The sequence below is a fragment of the Nonomuraea sp. NPDC050790 genome (assembly GCF_044456745.1).
In the GTDB taxonomy this organism is placed as follows: domain Bacteria; phylum Actinomycetota; class Actinomycetes; order Streptosporangiales; family Streptosporangiaceae; genus Nonomuraea.
Genome location: NZ_JBITGF010000009.1, coordinates 282,785 through 296,820 on the forward strand (window position 1 = coordinate 282,785; position 14,036 = coordinate 296,820).

At 69.0% G+C, this 14,036-nt stretch carries 15 protein-coding genes; 11 read left to right on the forward strand and 4 right to left on the reverse strand.

The annotated features are described in order from the left end of the window. Nucleotides 1-78: 78 nt before the first annotated feature. Genes ACIBEJ_RS40095 through ACIBEJ_RS40105 form a run of 3 tightly spaced genes read left to right on the forward strand, consistent with a single transcriptional unit; the run spans nucleotide 79 to nucleotide 4,768 of the window. Nucleotides 79-2,394 (forward strand): transglycosylase domain-containing protein, encoded by a 2,316-nt coding sequence (locus ACIBEJ_RS40095; RefSeq protein WP_397188182.1) that lies wholly within the window; start codon nucleotides 79-81, stop codon nucleotides 2,392-2,394. Then, complete coding sequence (locus ACIBEJ_RS40100; RefSeq protein WP_397188183.1) at nucleotides 2,391-3,713, forward strand: glycosyltransferase family 87 protein; 1,323 nt, start codon at nucleotides 2,391-2,393, stop codon at nucleotides 3,711-3,713. The genes ACIBEJ_RS40095 and ACIBEJ_RS40100 overlap by 4 nt, the downstream gene beginning before the upstream one ends. Further along, nucleotides 3,710-4,768, forward strand: coding sequence for a mannosyltransferase family protein (locus tag ACIBEJ_RS40105; RefSeq protein WP_397188184.1), 1,059 nt, complete (start codon nucleotides 3,710-3,712; stop codon nucleotides 4,766-4,768). Before ACIBEJ_RS40100 ends, ACIBEJ_RS40105 begins: the two co-directional genes overlap by 4 nt. A gap of 60 nt (nucleotides 4,769-4,828) precedes the next feature. Here the strand turns inward: ACIBEJ_RS40105 and ACIBEJ_RS40110 are convergent, their stop codons facing one another. After that, a complete protein-coding gene (locus ACIBEJ_RS40110; protein ID WP_397188185.1) occupies nucleotides 4,829-5,575 on the reverse strand; it encodes a deoxyribonuclease IV in 747 nt (248 codons plus the stop codon). A gap of 95 nt (nucleotides 5,576-5,670) precedes the next feature. Between ACIBEJ_RS40110 and ACIBEJ_RS40115 the strand changes: the two genes are divergently transcribed. Beyond that, on the forward strand, nucleotides 5,671-5,832 hold the full coding sequence (locus ACIBEJ_RS40115) for a hypothetical protein (RefSeq protein WP_397188186.1): 162 nt from the start codon (nucleotides 5,671-5,673) through the stop codon (nucleotides 5,830-5,832). Nucleotides 5,833-5,881: 49 nt separating this feature from the next. Here the strand turns inward: ACIBEJ_RS40115 and ACIBEJ_RS40120 are convergent, their stop codons facing one another. Next, complete coding sequence (locus ACIBEJ_RS40120; protein WP_397188187.1) at nucleotides 5,882-6,184, reverse strand: hypothetical protein; 303 nt, start codon at nucleotides 6,182-6,184, stop codon at nucleotides 5,882-5,884. A gap of 186 nt (nucleotides 6,185-6,370) precedes the next feature. On the opposite strand from ACIBEJ_RS40120, the gene rpsF reads away from it, so the two are divergent. From rpsF to ACIBEJ_RS40155, 7 genes are all read left to right on the forward strand, one after another. Further along, the gene (rpsF, locus tag ACIBEJ_RS40125; protein WP_184959149.1) at nucleotides 6,371-6,661 is read left to right on the forward strand and encodes a 30S ribosomal protein S6; all 291 of its coding nucleotides are present in this window, start codon (nucleotides 6,371-6,373) and stop codon (nucleotides 6,659-6,661) included. A gap of 81 nt (nucleotides 6,662-6,742) precedes the next feature. After that, nucleotides 6,743-7,315 carry a single-stranded DNA-binding protein gene (locus ACIBEJ_RS40130; RefSeq protein ID WP_397188188.1) on the forward strand — a complete coding sequence of 191 codons (573 nt, stop codon included), beginning with the start codon at nucleotides 6,743-6,745 and terminating at the stop codon, nucleotides 7,313-7,315. Between the two features lie 63 nt (nucleotides 7,316-7,378). After that, entirely contained in the window at nucleotides 7,379-7,615 is a 237-nt protein-coding gene (gene rpsR, locus ACIBEJ_RS40135) for a 30S ribosomal protein S18 (RefSeq protein WP_020543048.1), read from the forward strand. A gap of 16 nt (nucleotides 7,616-7,631) precedes the next feature. After that, nucleotides 7,632-8,078, forward strand: coding sequence for a 50S ribosomal protein L9 (gene rplI / locus ACIBEJ_RS40140; protein WP_397188189.1), 447 nt, complete (start codon nucleotides 7,632-7,634; stop codon nucleotides 8,076-8,078). 473 nt (nucleotides 8,079-8,551) lie between these two features. After that, the gene (locus ACIBEJ_RS40145) at nucleotides 8,552-9,415 is read left to right on the forward strand and encodes an ABC transporter substrate-binding protein (protein ID WP_397188190.1); all 864 of its coding nucleotides are present in this window, start codon (nucleotides 8,552-8,554) and stop codon (nucleotides 9,413-9,415) included. Then, nucleotides 9,412-10,254 carry an amino acid ABC transporter permease gene (locus tag ACIBEJ_RS40150; protein WP_397188191.1) on the forward strand — a complete coding sequence of 281 codons (843 nt, stop codon included), beginning with the start codon at nucleotides 9,412-9,414 and terminating at the stop codon, nucleotides 10,252-10,254. Before ACIBEJ_RS40145 ends, ACIBEJ_RS40150 begins: the two co-directional genes overlap by 4 nt. Continuing rightward, nucleotides 10,251-10,994 carry an amino acid ABC transporter ATP-binding protein gene (locus ACIBEJ_RS40155; protein ID WP_397188192.1) on the forward strand — a complete coding sequence of 248 codons (744 nt, stop codon included), beginning with the start codon at nucleotides 10,251-10,253 and terminating at the stop codon, nucleotides 10,992-10,994. The genes ACIBEJ_RS40150 and ACIBEJ_RS40155 overlap by 4 nt, the downstream gene beginning before the upstream one ends. On the opposite strand, the gene ACIBEJ_RS40160 is transcribed toward ACIBEJ_RS40155, so the two are convergent. After that, nucleotides 10,991-12,358: an amino acid permease gene (locus ACIBEJ_RS40160; protein ID WP_397188193.1), complete on the reverse strand. Its 1,368-nt coding sequence runs from the start codon at nucleotides 12,356-12,358 to the stop codon at nucleotides 10,991-10,993. The genes ACIBEJ_RS40155 and ACIBEJ_RS40160 overlap by 4 nt on opposite strands. A 170-nt stretch (nucleotides 12,359-12,528) precedes the next feature. Continuing rightward, the gene (locus ACIBEJ_RS40165) at nucleotides 12,529-13,830 is read right to left on the reverse strand and encodes an MATE family efflux transporter (RefSeq protein WP_397188194.1); all 1,302 of its coding nucleotides are present in this window, start codon (nucleotides 13,828-13,830) and stop codon (nucleotides 12,529-12,531) included. Nucleotides 13,831-14,036 lie beyond the last annotated feature (206 nt).

Genomic DNA, 14,036 nt, shown 5'->3' on the forward strand with positions numbered 1-14,036 from the left:
ACCGGCGCGTACCCCGAGCAGCCCGGCACGGGCGCGCAGCGCACCTCGCGCCGTCGCCCCCAGGAGCAGCAGGACACCATGGTGAGCCAGGCGCCGCCGCGCCGCGGGCGTGGCCGCGGCGGCCCCGAGGGACCGCCGCCTCCGCCCGCCGGCCCCGGCAGGGGTGACGGCGAGGGCCGCGACTGGCGCCGTTTCCTGCCGAGCTGGAAGATCCTCGTGGTCGGCGTCGTGGTCGTGGCCGCCGGCATCTTCGGCATGATCATGGTCGGCTACTCCCTCACGCCCATGCCCACACAGGAGCAGGCGCAGGCGAGCGTCGACGACCAGGGCAGCGTGATCCGCTACGCCAACGGCAAGGTGTTCGCGAAGATCGGCACCAAGCGCAAGCAGATCGACAACTTCTCCGAGATCCCCAAGCACCTCCAGGACGCGGTGATCGCCGCCGAGAACAGCTCCTTCCGCGAGGACTCCGGCATCTCCTTCTCCGGCATGGTCCGCTCGCTGTGGAGCACCGCCTCCGGCCAGCAGGTCCAGGGCGCCTCGACCATCACCCAGCAGATGGCGCGCAACTACTACGACGGCCTGTCCCAGGAACGCTCGCTCCAGCGCAAGGTCAAGGAGATCTTCGTCGCGGTCAAGCTGAACAAGTCGCTGACCAAGGAGCAGATCCTCCTGCAGTACCTCAACACCATCTACTTCGGCCGGGGCACCTACGGCATCGGCGCTGCGGCGGAGGCGTTCTTCAACAAGAAGAAGGTCAGCGACCTCACCCCCGAGCAGAGCGCCTACCTCGCCGGCCGGATCCAGAACCCGTCCTCCTTCGACGCCGCGGAGAAGGCGGGCAACCTGGGCCCGACGGAGTTCCGCTACTCGTACGTGCTCGACCAGATGGCCAAGCTCGACCCCGCGGCGTACGGGAACCTGAAGGCGAAGTCGCCCAAGGCGCCCAAGCGCACCAAGGACCGCCAGATCGACTACTTCAGCGGCGTCGACGGCTACATGATCATGGCCGCGATCAACGAGATGGAGCGCAAGACCCACATCGACCTCGACGAGCTCAAGGTCGGCGGCTACGACATCAGGACCACCTTCGACAAGGACCTGATGGACGCCGCGAAGCGGGCGGTCAACCAGCACACCCGCAACGCCCCCGCCGAGGTCATGGCCACGCTGGCCGCGGTCAACCCGACCAACGGGCGGGTCATCGCCTTCTACGGCGGCGACGACTACCAGCACGACGCGTGGAACGACGCCTTCCAGTCGGTGAAGCAGGCCGCCTCCGCCTTCAAGCCCTACGTGCTCGCGGCCTGGCTGGACCAGGGCTACAGCCTGCGCAGCTATCTGCCCGCCAAGGGGCCGATCAAGCTGGAGGGCACCACCGCGATCGACAACGACCACGCCTCGGGCACCACCGCCGTCGACGTCGTCAAGGCCACCGCCAGCTCGGTCAACACCGCCTTCGCCAAGATGGGGGAGAAGGTCGGCCTCGACAGCGTGGTGGACATCGCGGCCCGCGCCGGCATCAACAGGGATCGGCTGGAGGAGGTGAAGAACTCGCAGAAGTACCTTCTCACCATCGGCTCCAGCGGCGTGACCGCGGTCGAGCAGGCCGGCGGGTACTCGATCTTCGCCAACGCCGGCAAGCACACCGAGAACCACGTGATCATCAAGGCCACCCAGCGGGGCGGCAAGGTCGTCCTCGACGAGAAGCAGTACCCCACGGTCAAGGTGATCTCCGAGGAGGCCGCGGCCGACGCCACCGTCGCCCTGCAGGCCGTGGTGAAGAGCGGCACCGGCAGGAACGCCGCGCTCTACAACCGCCCGGTGGCCGGCAAGACCGGTACCAACAACGACAACAAGGACGTCTGGTTCGTCGGCTTCACCCCGCAGGTCTCCACCGCGGTCGGCATGTTCCGCCAGCAGTGCAAGACCAAGGGCGGCAAGGTCGTGCCTCCGGTCCACGACAACTGCCCCTGGTACCGGGGCAAGGACCCGGCCAAGGAGAAGAAGTACACGCCGCAGAAGCCGTACACCTCCCCGTACGAGGTCCCGCTGCCCGGCGGCTACCAGGGCGCCACCTACCCGGCGGCCATCTGGAAGACCTTCATGCTGGAGGCGACCAAGAACGACAAGGTCGAGCAGTTCCCGCCGCGCGCCGACGCCGGGGTGCCGGAGAACCTGGCGCCCAAGCCCACCCCGACGCCCACGCGCACGGTCGACCCGGAGAACCCGTTCGAGGACCCGACCGACTGCCCCCTCCTCGACCCGGCCTGTGAGGACGACGGCAACGTCAGCGTCGACCCCAACGAGCAGGGCTTCCCCGAGGACGACGACGGCATGATGGGCGGCGCGGAGATTCCCGATCCGATGCCGAGCCGCCCCGAGGACGGATGAACCCGCCGGTCGACGTCAAGCCGCCTGTTCACATAAGGGCGGTCTCGTACCTGCCCCTGGGGCTGTTCGCCGCCCTGGGGGCGACGCTGGCGTACCTGGTCAGGCTGCCGTGCCGTACCGGCGGGTGGAACGACCAGGTCACCACCTACACCAACTTCTGCTACACCGACATCTACCCGCTCTACTTCGACCGGCAGCTCGCCACCCAGGACCCCTACTTCGCCCAGGTGCCCTTCGACAAGCAGGTCGAGTACCCGGTCGTGCTGGGCGAGGTCATGCAGGTCATCGCGTGGCTGGTCAGGTCGGCCGGCGACGTCGCGACGCAGGGCGTGCGCTTCTACGACATCACCGTCGTCCTGCTCGGCGTCTGCCTGGTGATCGGCGTGCTGCTGATGGCCGCGGTGGCCGGCCCGACCCGCCGCTGGGACGCCCTCTGGTACGCGCTCGCGCCGTCGGTGATCCTCGCCGCCTACATCAACTGGGACCTGGTGGCCGGCGCCCTGTCGATGGGCGTGCTGCTGGCCTGGGCCAGGCAGCGCCAGGTCCTGGCCGGAGTCCTGCTCGGGCTGGCGATCGCCACGAAGTTCTACCCGCTGATGTTCCTGGGCGCGCTCTTCCTGCTCACGATGCGCACCGCGCGATGGCGGCCCTTCCTCGTCACGCTGGCCGGCGCGGTGACCGCCTGGGTCCTGGTCAACCTGCCCTTCATGATCTTCGCCTGGGACGGCTGGCGCCGCTTCTACGTCTTCTCCCAGGAACGCGGCGTCGACTGGGGCTCGCCCTGGCTGTTCTTCCAGAACAAGGGCTGGCCCGTGCTCGGCACCGCCGACGTGAGCATGCTCGGCACCGCCTCGCTGGCCGTCCTCTGCCTCGGCATCGCCGTGCTCACGCTGGGCGCGCCGCGCCGGCCCCGGCTGGCGCAGATCTGCTTCCTGGCGCTGGCCGCGTTCATGATGACGAACAAGGTGTGGTCGCCGCAGTTCGTGCTGTGGCTGGTGCCGTTCGCGGTCCTGGCCAGGCCCAACTGGAAGCCGCTGGCCCTGTGGCAGGTGGCCGAGGTCTGGTACTTCTTCGCCATCTGGCTCTACCTCCTGGCCCAGCCGCCGCTGGAGCGGGCCGACCTGGGCATCGGCGACGACACGTACTTCACCGCCGTGTGGGGGCGCGTGATCACGATCGGCATCATGATGGCCTTCGTCGTGCGCGACATCCTCCGCCCCGACAAGGACGTGGTACGGCAGGGCGGCATCGACGACCAGATTGGCGGCGTCTTCGACGGCGCCCGCGACCGCTACACCCTGTTGCCCGCCGCTCGATGATCACTCGTTCGGCCGATCGGGACGCGCTGCTCCTGTGGCTCGGCTCGCGCGCCGGGCTGCTCGTGGCGACGCTGCTCGGCGTCTCCCTGCACGACTACCTGGGCAAGTGGCGGGCCTGGGACGCCGGGCTGTTCGTCGTCATCGCCGAGCACGGCTACGACGGCGCGCCCGGCAAGGCGCCGGACGCGGGGCTGCCCGCGTTCTTCCCCGGGATGCCGATGGCGCTGCGGCTGGTGCACCTGGTCGTACCGGACTGGTCGCTGGCCGGGCTGCTGATCTCGCTGGTGGCGGGGGCGGTGGCGACGGTCTTCCTGGCCCGGCTGGCCGACTTCGAGGGCGGGACCGGCTGGGTGGCCGTGCTGGCGCTGCTGCTCTTCCCGACCGCGGTCTTCCTGGCGGCCGGCTACAGCGAGGCGCTGTTCCTGGCCTTCGCGGTGCCGGCGTGGCTGGCGGCCAGGCAGCGGCGCTGGCCGCTGGCCGTCGTCCTGGCCGCGGGCGCCTCGTGTGTGCGGATCACCGGGTTGTTCCTGGCGCTGGCGCTGTGGGTGGAGTTCGCCGCCTCGCGGCCCGCGCTCCGGCAGGCGCCTTGGCTGGCCGTACCCTTTCTGCCGCTGGTGGGGTACTCGTTCTTCCACTACACGCGCTCGGGTGACTGGTTCGCGTGGAAGCACGCGCAGGAGGCGGGCTGGGGCAGGGAGATGGTGTGGCCCTGGGAGTCGTTCGCCAAGACGTGGGCGGCGGCCATGGGCGGCGACGAGTTCGCGGTCGCGTTCCGCATGGAGATCGCCGGGGTCGGCGTGGCCGTGCTGGGCCTGGTGTGGCTGCTGGCCATGCGGCGCTGGAGCGAGGCGGTCTACTGCGGGTTGCAGGCCGGGGCCCTGATGACCTCGGCCTACTACCTGTCGATCCCGCGCTCGTTGCTGCTGTGGTTTCCCCTGTGGGTGGCGATCTCCCGGCTGCGGCACCGGTGGGTGATCGCGGCGTACGCCATGGTGTCGGGGCCGTTGATGGTGCTCAACACCGTGCGGTTCCTCACGGGCGCCTGGGCGGGGTGAACGTCCTTACCCACTCATGCGGCTCGGTAATCCAGGGAAGTTATCCACAGGCTGTGGGTATCAGAGGTTCTTGCGGAGGAAGGCGATGTCCTCCGCCTGGCCCGCCGCGGGGGTCTCGACGATGACGGGGGCGCCGGCGGCCCGGCAGACCGCGAGGATCAGCTCGGGGTCGATCTTCCCCTCGCCGAGGTTGGCGTGGCGGTCGGCGCCGGAGTCGAAGTCGTCGCGCGAGTCGTTGCAGTGGACCAGGTCGATGCGGCCGGTGATGGCCTTGACCCGGTCGACCAGGTCGATCAGCTCCTCGCCGCCGGCGTGGGCGTGGCAGGTGTCGAGGCAGAAACCGACGTCGAAGCCGTCGAGCGCCTCCCACAGCCGGGCGATGCGATCCAGCTTGCGCGCCATCGCGTTGCCGCCGCCCGCGGTGTTCTCGATGAGGACGGGGATGCGGGTCTCCTCCAGGCGCTCGAACACCTTGCGCCAGTTGTCGAAGCCGACCTGCGGGTCGTCGTTGTTGCCGACGTGGCCGCCGTGGACGATCAGGCCCTTGGCGCCGAGGTCGGCGGCGGCCGTCAGGTGCTGGGTGAGCAGCTTGCGGCTGGGGATCCTGATCTTGTTGTTGGTGGTGGCCACGTTGACCAGGTAGGGGGCGTGGATGTAGATCTCCACCCCCTCGACCGGCTTGTCCGGCAGCACCGGGCCCTTGTAGCCCTGCGGGTCGCCGAGGAAGAACTGCACCACCTCGGCGCCGACCTCGGCGGCGTGGGCGGCGGGATCGTCCTGGTCGACATGAGCACCGATGAGCACCATGGCTTGAGACTAGCCGTTTGGTCCGACGTTCTCAGGGCAGTCGCCTGGAGCCCCCCGACCATCTGAGGAGCGTGATGGCGCTGTACCGCAGAGGCGTGAGCCTGATATTCCTGATCTACGTCATCGTCGGCATCTACGTCGCGTGGGTGTACGACTACATCACCCCGGCCCTGCTCAAAGACCTGGCCGAGGCGTTGCTGGCCATATTCCTGTGGTTCCTGATCCTGCTCGGTGTCGATCTGCACCTGGGCGGATGAGTCTGCGGGGCCCTCGCGGCCCCACAGATTTTCCATAGCCGGAAGCCCGTTACGGGAGGAAGCCGCCGCGCGCGATGCCGAGCGCCACGCCGACGAACGCCGCGACGATGCCGATGATGTTGAGCACCCGCTCGCCCGTGGTCACCGAGACGTACTGCGAGTACAGGCCCATGCCGAAGCCGAGCGCGCCGGCCCACGACGCCACGACGTGCCCGCCGGTGAAGAACGTCGCCACGAACGCCACGAGGCCGACGACCAGGGTCGCGACCGCCAGGGCGTTCTCGCGCGGATGCGCGTGGCCGTCGCTGTTGAGGGCGAGCATGGAGCGTTCGCTGTCGGACGGTTCCAGCATGTGTGGCACGGTCACCACCCCCTTGTCCTTACAGGCCTTCCCATCCGTGAGCGGCTGGTAACCTGGTCAGGCTGCGTTGTGATTGACCTTTGGCGCCGAAAGGGGCGCCGGGGCAGAAACGTCAGCGTCCTCCTGTCACGACAGATCGTCGTGACCGCAAGAGTCCAGAGGAGGTTGGAGTCCCGCATGCGTCGTTACGAAGTAATGGTCATCCTGGACCCTTCGCTCGATGAGCGCACTGTGGCGCCGTCCCTCGACCAGTTCCTCACCGTCGTCCGCAACGACGGCGGCACCGTGGAGAAGGTCGACGTCTGGGGCCGTCGCCGCCTCGCCTACGACATCGACAAGAAGTCGGAAGGCATCTACGCCGTCATCGACCTGTCCGCGGAGCCCGCGACGGTCAAGGAGCTCGACCGCCAGATGAACCTCAACGAGGGCATCATGCGCACCAAGGTCCTCCGCCCCGACGTGCACTAAGCAAGCTTGTTGCCCGGCTTTTGTCGGGCGGCAGCCGTACTCTGAGCCGGTAACCCAAGAAGTTCAGGAAGGCTCCTAGCCATGGCAGCAGGCGACACCGTCATCACCATCGTCGGCAACCTCGTCGACGACCCGGAGCTGCGCTTCACCCCTACGGGTCAAGCCGTGGCCCGCTTCCGAGTCGCGTCCACTCCGCGGTTCATGGATCGCCAGACCAACGAGTGGAAGGACGGCGAAAGCCTCTTCCTGACCTGCAACGTGTGGCGTCAGGCGGCCGAGAACGCCGCCGAGTCGCTGCAGCGCGGCATGCGGGTCATCGTCCAGGGGCGGCTCAAGCAGCGGTCTTACGAGACCAAGGAAGGCGAGAAGCGCACCGTTTACGAGGTCGAGGTCGACGAGGTCGGCCCGTCTCTGCGCAACGCCACCGCCAAGGTCAACCGCACCTCCCGTCAGGGTGGTGGCGGCGGCGGTGGCGGCGGGTTCGGCGGCGGTCCCGCCGACGACCCGTGGGCCTCGGCGTCCCCGGCCCCGTCCCAGGGCGGCGGCTTCGGTGGCGGCGGCGGCGACCGCGGCTACGGCGGCGGTCAGCAGCAGCAGCAGGGCGGCGGCGGCTTCGGCGGCGGCAACGACTTCAGCGACGAACCGCCTTTCTAATCACCAGTCCACAAGCCCGAGTCCATTCCCGCATCACAGCGGGGCTCTGAAAGGAGCACCACGATGGCTAAGCCGGCACTGCGCAAGCCCAAGAAGAAGGTTTGCCTGTTCTGCCACGACAAGATCTCCTACGTCGACTACAAGGACACGGCTCTGCTGCGGAAGTTCATCTCCGACCGCGGCAAGATCCGTGCACGCCGGGTGACGGGCAACTGCACCCAGCACCAGCGCGACGTGGCGACCGCGATCAAGAACGCGCGTGAGGTGGCTCTGCTGCCTTACACGAGCACCGCGCGCTAAGGGAGGTTTCGTCGATATGAAGCTCATCCTCACCAACGAGGTCTCCGGCCTCGGCGCCCCCGGCGACGTCGTCGAGGTCAAGGACGGCTACGGCCGCAACTACCTGATCCCGCGCGGCTTCGCGATCCGCTGGACGCGTGGCGGCGAGAAGCAGATCGAGTCCATCAAGAAGGCTCGTGACGCCCGCGAGATCCGCGACCTCGGCACCGCCAAGGAGGTCGCCGGCCAGCTCGGCGCCCTCAAGGTCAAGCTGGCCACCCGCGCCGGCGACAGCGGCCGCCTGTTCGGCTCGGTCACCACGGGCGACGTCGCCGACGCGGTCAAGGCCGCCGGCGGCCCGATCCTCGACCGCCGCCGCATCGAGATCGTCAACCCGATCAAGAGCCTCGGCAGCCACAAGGTCAGCGTCAAGCTCCACCCGGAGGTATCCGCCTCCATCGACGTGGAAGTCATCGCCGGCTGAGTCGTCAGCTCCGTTCAGGGCCCTCTCCCGCTGCTGCGGGAGGGGGCTCTGCCCGTTGTGGTGCTGTTCGAGAAGCCCTTTCCGTTACGGCTCCGCCACCCCCACGCCACCCGCCGCCGTGGGTTTCCGCCGATCGTGGGGATCGCTTCTCACGTCGGACGTGCTCCCCACCGCAACGGCCCCCCTTGACCAGCCATTCTGCCCACCCACCTCGTCTCGCCAGCCGCCTGCCGCACCCTGCCCAGCGCCGCTGCCTGACCGAGCCCTGGTCTGGCCGCCCTCGGTGCCTGGCGTGTGCTGGGCTGGACTGGGCTGGGCTGGGCTGGGCACGCGGCGTATCCGGTTGCGGGTGATCGGGGCTGGCGATCGGGGGGTTGTGGGTTACGGGGTGTAAGGGCTGGTCGTGGCTTATTTCCTAGCTGTCCACAGTAGAATGTGGAACGTTCTTCCCCGTGTTCCCTGGAGGCTCAGCCATGGTCCGTCCCCCGATGCTGTTCGCGCTAGGCGCGCTCGCGGCCGCCGTAGTCGCCTGTGCACCGGCCGACAACACCACGGGCGCCAGCGCGGCCCCCGCGACCTCCACCGCCTGCACCAAAGACCAGCTCAAGCTCACCACCGCCGGCAAGCTGACCATCGGCACCGACAAGCCCGCCTACGACCCGTGGTTCAAGGACGACGACCCGTCCAACGGGCAGGGGTTCGAGAGTGCCGTGGCCTTCGCCGTAGCCGGTGAGCTGGGGTTCGACCGGGACGAGGTGCAGTGGAACACGGTGAAGTTCGACTCGGCGTTCGCGCCGGGGCCGAAGGCGTTCGACTTCGACGTCAACCAGGTCTCGATCACGCCTGACCGCGCCAACGTCGTCGACTTCTCTAAGGGCTACTACACGGTCAAGCAGGCGATCGTGGCCGTCGAGGGCGGCAAGTACGCGGGCGCGAAGAGCCTGGCCGAGCTCAAGGACGCCAAGATCGGCGTCCAGGTCGGCACCACCTCGCTGGACGCGGTGAAGGGCGTCATCCAGCCGGCCACCGACCCCAACGTGTACAACGAGCAGATCGACGCGGTCACCGCGCTGAAGAACAAGCAGGTCGACGCCCTCGTGGTGGACCTGCCGACCGCTTTCTACGTGACCGCCGCCCAGGTCGAGAACTCCAAGATCGTCGGCCAGTTCAGCTCGACCGGGGGCGCGCCGGAGGAGTTCGGGCTGGTCATGCAGAAGGGCAGCGCGCTGAAGCCCTGCGTGGACAAGGCCGTCGAGGCGCTGAAGTCCAAGGGTGAGCTGGCCAGGATCGAGCAGACCTGGCTGGGCTCTGCCGCCGGGGCGCCGGAACTGAAGTGACCACCGCCTGGGTCAAGAGCGATCGGCAGGTCGAGCGGGAGCGGGTCCGGAAGTCCCGGGCCCGCCGCTCGGTGTCGGTCGCCACGGGCTCGACGATCATCCTCCTGCTCCTGGTCGCGGGGGTGGTGGTCAACGCGCCGGGGTGGCCGCGGGTCCAGGAGACCTTCTTCAACCCGGAACACTTCATGAGGGCGCTGCCGGACGTGGCGGAAGCCTTCCTGCTCAACGTGAAGATCTTCCTGATCGCCGAGCCGCTGATTCTCGTGGTCGGGCTGCTGGTGGCGCTCGCGCGAGGGCTGAAGGCCCCGGTCTTCTTCCCGCTGCGGGTGCTGGCGGTCCTCTACGTCGACTTCTTCCGCGGCGTCCCCACGCTGCTGCTGATCTACCTGGTCGGCTTCGGCTTTCCGGCGCTCAACCTCCAGGGTGTTCCGTCCGACCCGGTGACGCTGGGCGTCATCGCGCTGACGCTGTCCTACAGCGCGTACGTGGCCGAGGTGTTCAGGTCGGGCATCGACTCCATCCATCCGAGTCAGGTGGCCTCGGCCAGGTCGCTGGGCCTGAGCCACGCGAAGACCATGCGGTTCGTGGTGCTTCCGCAGGCGACCAGGCGGGTCGTGCCGCCGCTGCTCAACGACTTCATCTCGCTGCAGAAGGACACGGCGCTGGTGGCGACCATCGGCGCCATCGAGGCGCTGCGCGCGGCGCAGATCTACGCCGCCAAGACGTTCAACTACACCTCCTACCTGGTGGCGGCGCTGCTGTTCATCCTGCTGACCATCCCGATGGCCAGGTTCACCGACTACCTGGCCGCCCGATCCCGAAGGCGGCGCGGGGCATGAGCGTGCTGACGATCGAGGGCGTCTGGAAGAACTTCGACGGCCACCACGTGCTGCGCGGCATCGACCTGGAGGTACGCTCCCACGAGGTCGTCTGCCTGATCGGGGCCTCTGGCTCCGGCAAGTCGACCCTGCTGCGCTGCGTGAACCTGCTGGAGACGGTCGACGACGGCGCCGTGTACCTGGAGGGGCAGGAGATCACCGATCCGCGCGTGAACGTCGACGACGTGCGCAGGCGGATCGGGACCGTGTTCCAGGCGTACAACCTGTTCCCGCACATGAGCGTGCTCGACAACGTCACGCTGGCGCCCCGGCAGGTCCACGGGATGGGCAGGCGGGAGGCGGAGGAGCGGGCTCGGGAACTGCTGGCCAGGTTCGGGCTGGCGGACAAGGCCGGGGCCTATCCCGACCGGCTCTCGGGCGGGCAGCAGCAGCGGGTGGCGATCATCCGGGCGCTGGCCGTGCGGCCCAGGCTGATGCTGCTGGACGAGGTGACCTCGGCGCTCGACCCCGCGCTGGTCCGCGAGGTGCTGGGCGTCATCAGGGAGCTCAAGGACGCCGGCATGACGATGATCCTCACGACCCACGAGATGGGCTTCTGCCGCGACATCGCCGACACGGTGTGCTTCCTGGACGACGGCGTGCTGCTGGAGAAGGGGCCGCCGGAGAAGATCTTCACCGATCCCGAGCACGCGCGTACCCGCGACTTCCTCAGCACCGTGCTGGAGTCCGGGCGGTTCTAGCGTCTGTGCCGGCCCCGGCCGGCCTTGGCCTGGTCGGCGGCCAGGAGGCTGTGGTGCTTGCCGTACAGGAGATAGGCCACGAGGCCGAAGGCCATCCACAGCGCGAACCACCCCCACGTGACGACCTGAAGGTTGATCATCAGCCAGACGGTCGCCACGATCGACAGGCCCGGCAGCCACGGCGAGAGCGGCACCGTGAAGCCGCGCTCCAGGTCGGGCAGGCGGTGGCGCATCGCGATCACGCCCACCGCCACGAACATGTAGGCGAACAGCGCGCCCAGCACCACGAGTTCCTGCAGCGTGAGCACCGGCACGAACTGGGTGAGCAGCATCGCGATCACGCCGATCACCCATGTCACCCGTGAGGGGGTGTGGAAGCGGCGGCTGATCGTGGCCAGGCCGCGGGGGAGCAGGCCGTCGCGGGCCATGGAGAACATCACGCGCGTCTGCCCGACCAGCAGCACCAGGATGACCGTGGTCAGGCCGAGCACCGCGCCGACGTCGATGACGTGCACCATCCAGTCGACGCCCGCGATCCTGAACGCGCCCGACAGCGGCGCGTCGACGTCGATCCGTTCGTACGGGACCATGCCGATCATCACGATCGCGACGCCGAGGTAGATGACCGTGGCGATCACCAGGCTCCTGATGACACCTTTCGGTACGGCCCGCCGCGCGTTGACCGTCTCCTCCGCGGCCGTCGTCACCAGGTCGAACCCGATGTAGGCGAAGGCGATCGCCGAGGCGGCGGCGAACACCCCGAACCAGCCGAACGTCTGGCTCTGCCCGAACACCACCTCCAGCACCGTGTCCGGCGGCGTCGGCGAGGGCTTGGCCTCCACGAAGAAGTCGCCGAAGTTGGCCACGTCGATGTGCAGCGCGCCGACGACCAGCACCGCGGCGATGGCGAGCAGCTTGGCGCCGACGATCACCCACAGCGCCCGGAGCCCGATGTGCGCGCCGAGCGAGACGATGCCGGTCAGCAGCGCCAGGATGAACAGGGCGAACCCGTTGGAGAACGCCTCCGGGTACGGCAGGCGGATGCCGAAGTCGGTCAGCAACTGGGCGGCGTACAGGGCCCACGCCCTGGCCACGACCGCGGAGGCGAGTTGCAGCTCCAGGATGAGCGCCCACCCGATGATCCACGCCCAGACCTCGCCGAAGATGACGTAGGCGAAGGTGTAGGCGGTGCCGGAGGTCGGCATCGTGGAGGACAGCTCGGCGTAGCACAGGGCCGCCAGCAGGCAGGCGATGCCCGCGATCATGAAGGAGACGAGCACGCCGGGACCGGCGGCGGTGGCCGCCTGGACTCCGGCGATGCTGAAGATGCCGGCGCCGATCGTCGCCCCGAGGCCGAGGACCACGAGGTCGGCGGGACGGTAGAGTTGCGCGAGGCGGTGCCGGGCGCCTGTGCGTAACCCGGTGGCCTCGGACGGTGGTAAACGGCGTAAGATCGTGGACAAGGGCAACCCACCCAGCTCTGTGAACTCGCTCACAGTGCCTCACCGCTCACCCGACGACAAGCACGGGACGGTTACGCCCCGGTCACCAGCCATGCAGTGCCGGCGGCCCGCCGTACCAGCGTGATCAGTCTTGCCACCATCCACACCCCTAGCGCGCACCAAAGCGCAACGATGCCCCATCCGGAGGCGAGCAGGGCGGCGGGAAGGTAGGCGAGCGTCGTCCACACCCCGGCCCACGCCAGGTACCTCTGGTCGCCCGCGCCGATGAGCACGCCGTCGAGGACGAACACGATCCCGCAGATCGGCTGGAAGAGCGCGACCGGCCACAGTACGGCCAGCAACTCCGCGGTGACCTGCGGGTCGGCGGCGAACAGCCCCGGCACCCACGGCCTGGCCACCAGCACCAGCGCGCCCAGCACGACCCCCGACCACAGCCCCCAGCGCACCATCCGCTTGGTCGCCGCCCTGGTCGCGGCCACGTCCCCGGCGCCGAGCGCCCGCCCGGTGATCGCCTGCCCGGCGATGGCGATCGCGTCGAGGGCGAAGGCCAGGAGCGTCCAGACCTGGGTGGCGATGGCGTACGCGGCCAGTTCCGGACGGCCCATGCGGGTGGCCACCACGGTCGCGACGACGAGGACCACGCGCAGGCAGACGGTCCGCACCAGGAGCGCGAACCCGGCCGTGCCCGCCCTCCCGATCCCCGCCCAGTCGGGACGCAGCGAGACGTCCCTGGCCCGCGCGCCCCGGACCACGATCACGAGGTAGACGGCGGCGCCCGCGGTCTGGGCGGCGACCGTGCCCCAGGCCGAGCCGGCGATGCCCCAGTCGAGCCCGAGGACGAACCAGGCGTTGAGCGCGGCGTTCAGCGCGAACGAGCCGATCGCGACGACGAGCGGGGCGAGCGTGTTCTGCAGTCCGCGCAGCACGCCGGTGCCGGCCAGCACCACGAGCATGCCCGGGACGCCGAGCAGGCTGATGCGCAGGTAGACGACGGCCTGCCCGGCCTGGTCGGGCGCCGCGCCGAACAGGCCGACCACGGCGGGCGCGAGCGGCCAGCCGGCCACGATCACGGCCAGTCCGATGCCGATCGCCAGCCAGAGACCGTCCACGCCGCTGCGCATGGCCCGCGCGTGCTCGCCGGCTCCGGTGAGGCGGGCGACGGAGGCGGTGGTGCCGTAGGCGAGGAAGACGCAGAGGTTCACCACGGTCGCGAGCACGGTGCCGGCGACCCCCAGCGCGCCGACCGCGGTGGTGCCCAGTCCGTGGCCGACGATGGCGTAGTCGGCGAGCAGGAAAAGCGGTTCGGCGACCAGCGCGCCGAAGGCGGGCACGGCTAGCCGGAGAATCTCCCGATCCTGGGTGGTAATGGGCATTCGTCTAGTATGAGCCTTACGCGGCGTGTCGCGGCAACTTTCTTTCCTCCACAATCGGTGGACATTGTTTCCGCAGGTCAACGGCATGTCTGGGGGTGCTGTCCAGAGTTATCCCCAGGGCTGTCCACAGTGCTCCCACACCCTGAGGCGAGTCGTGCACAGCTTGGCCACAGGCTTGTCCACAGGCCGCGTTGCCGTACCTCGCG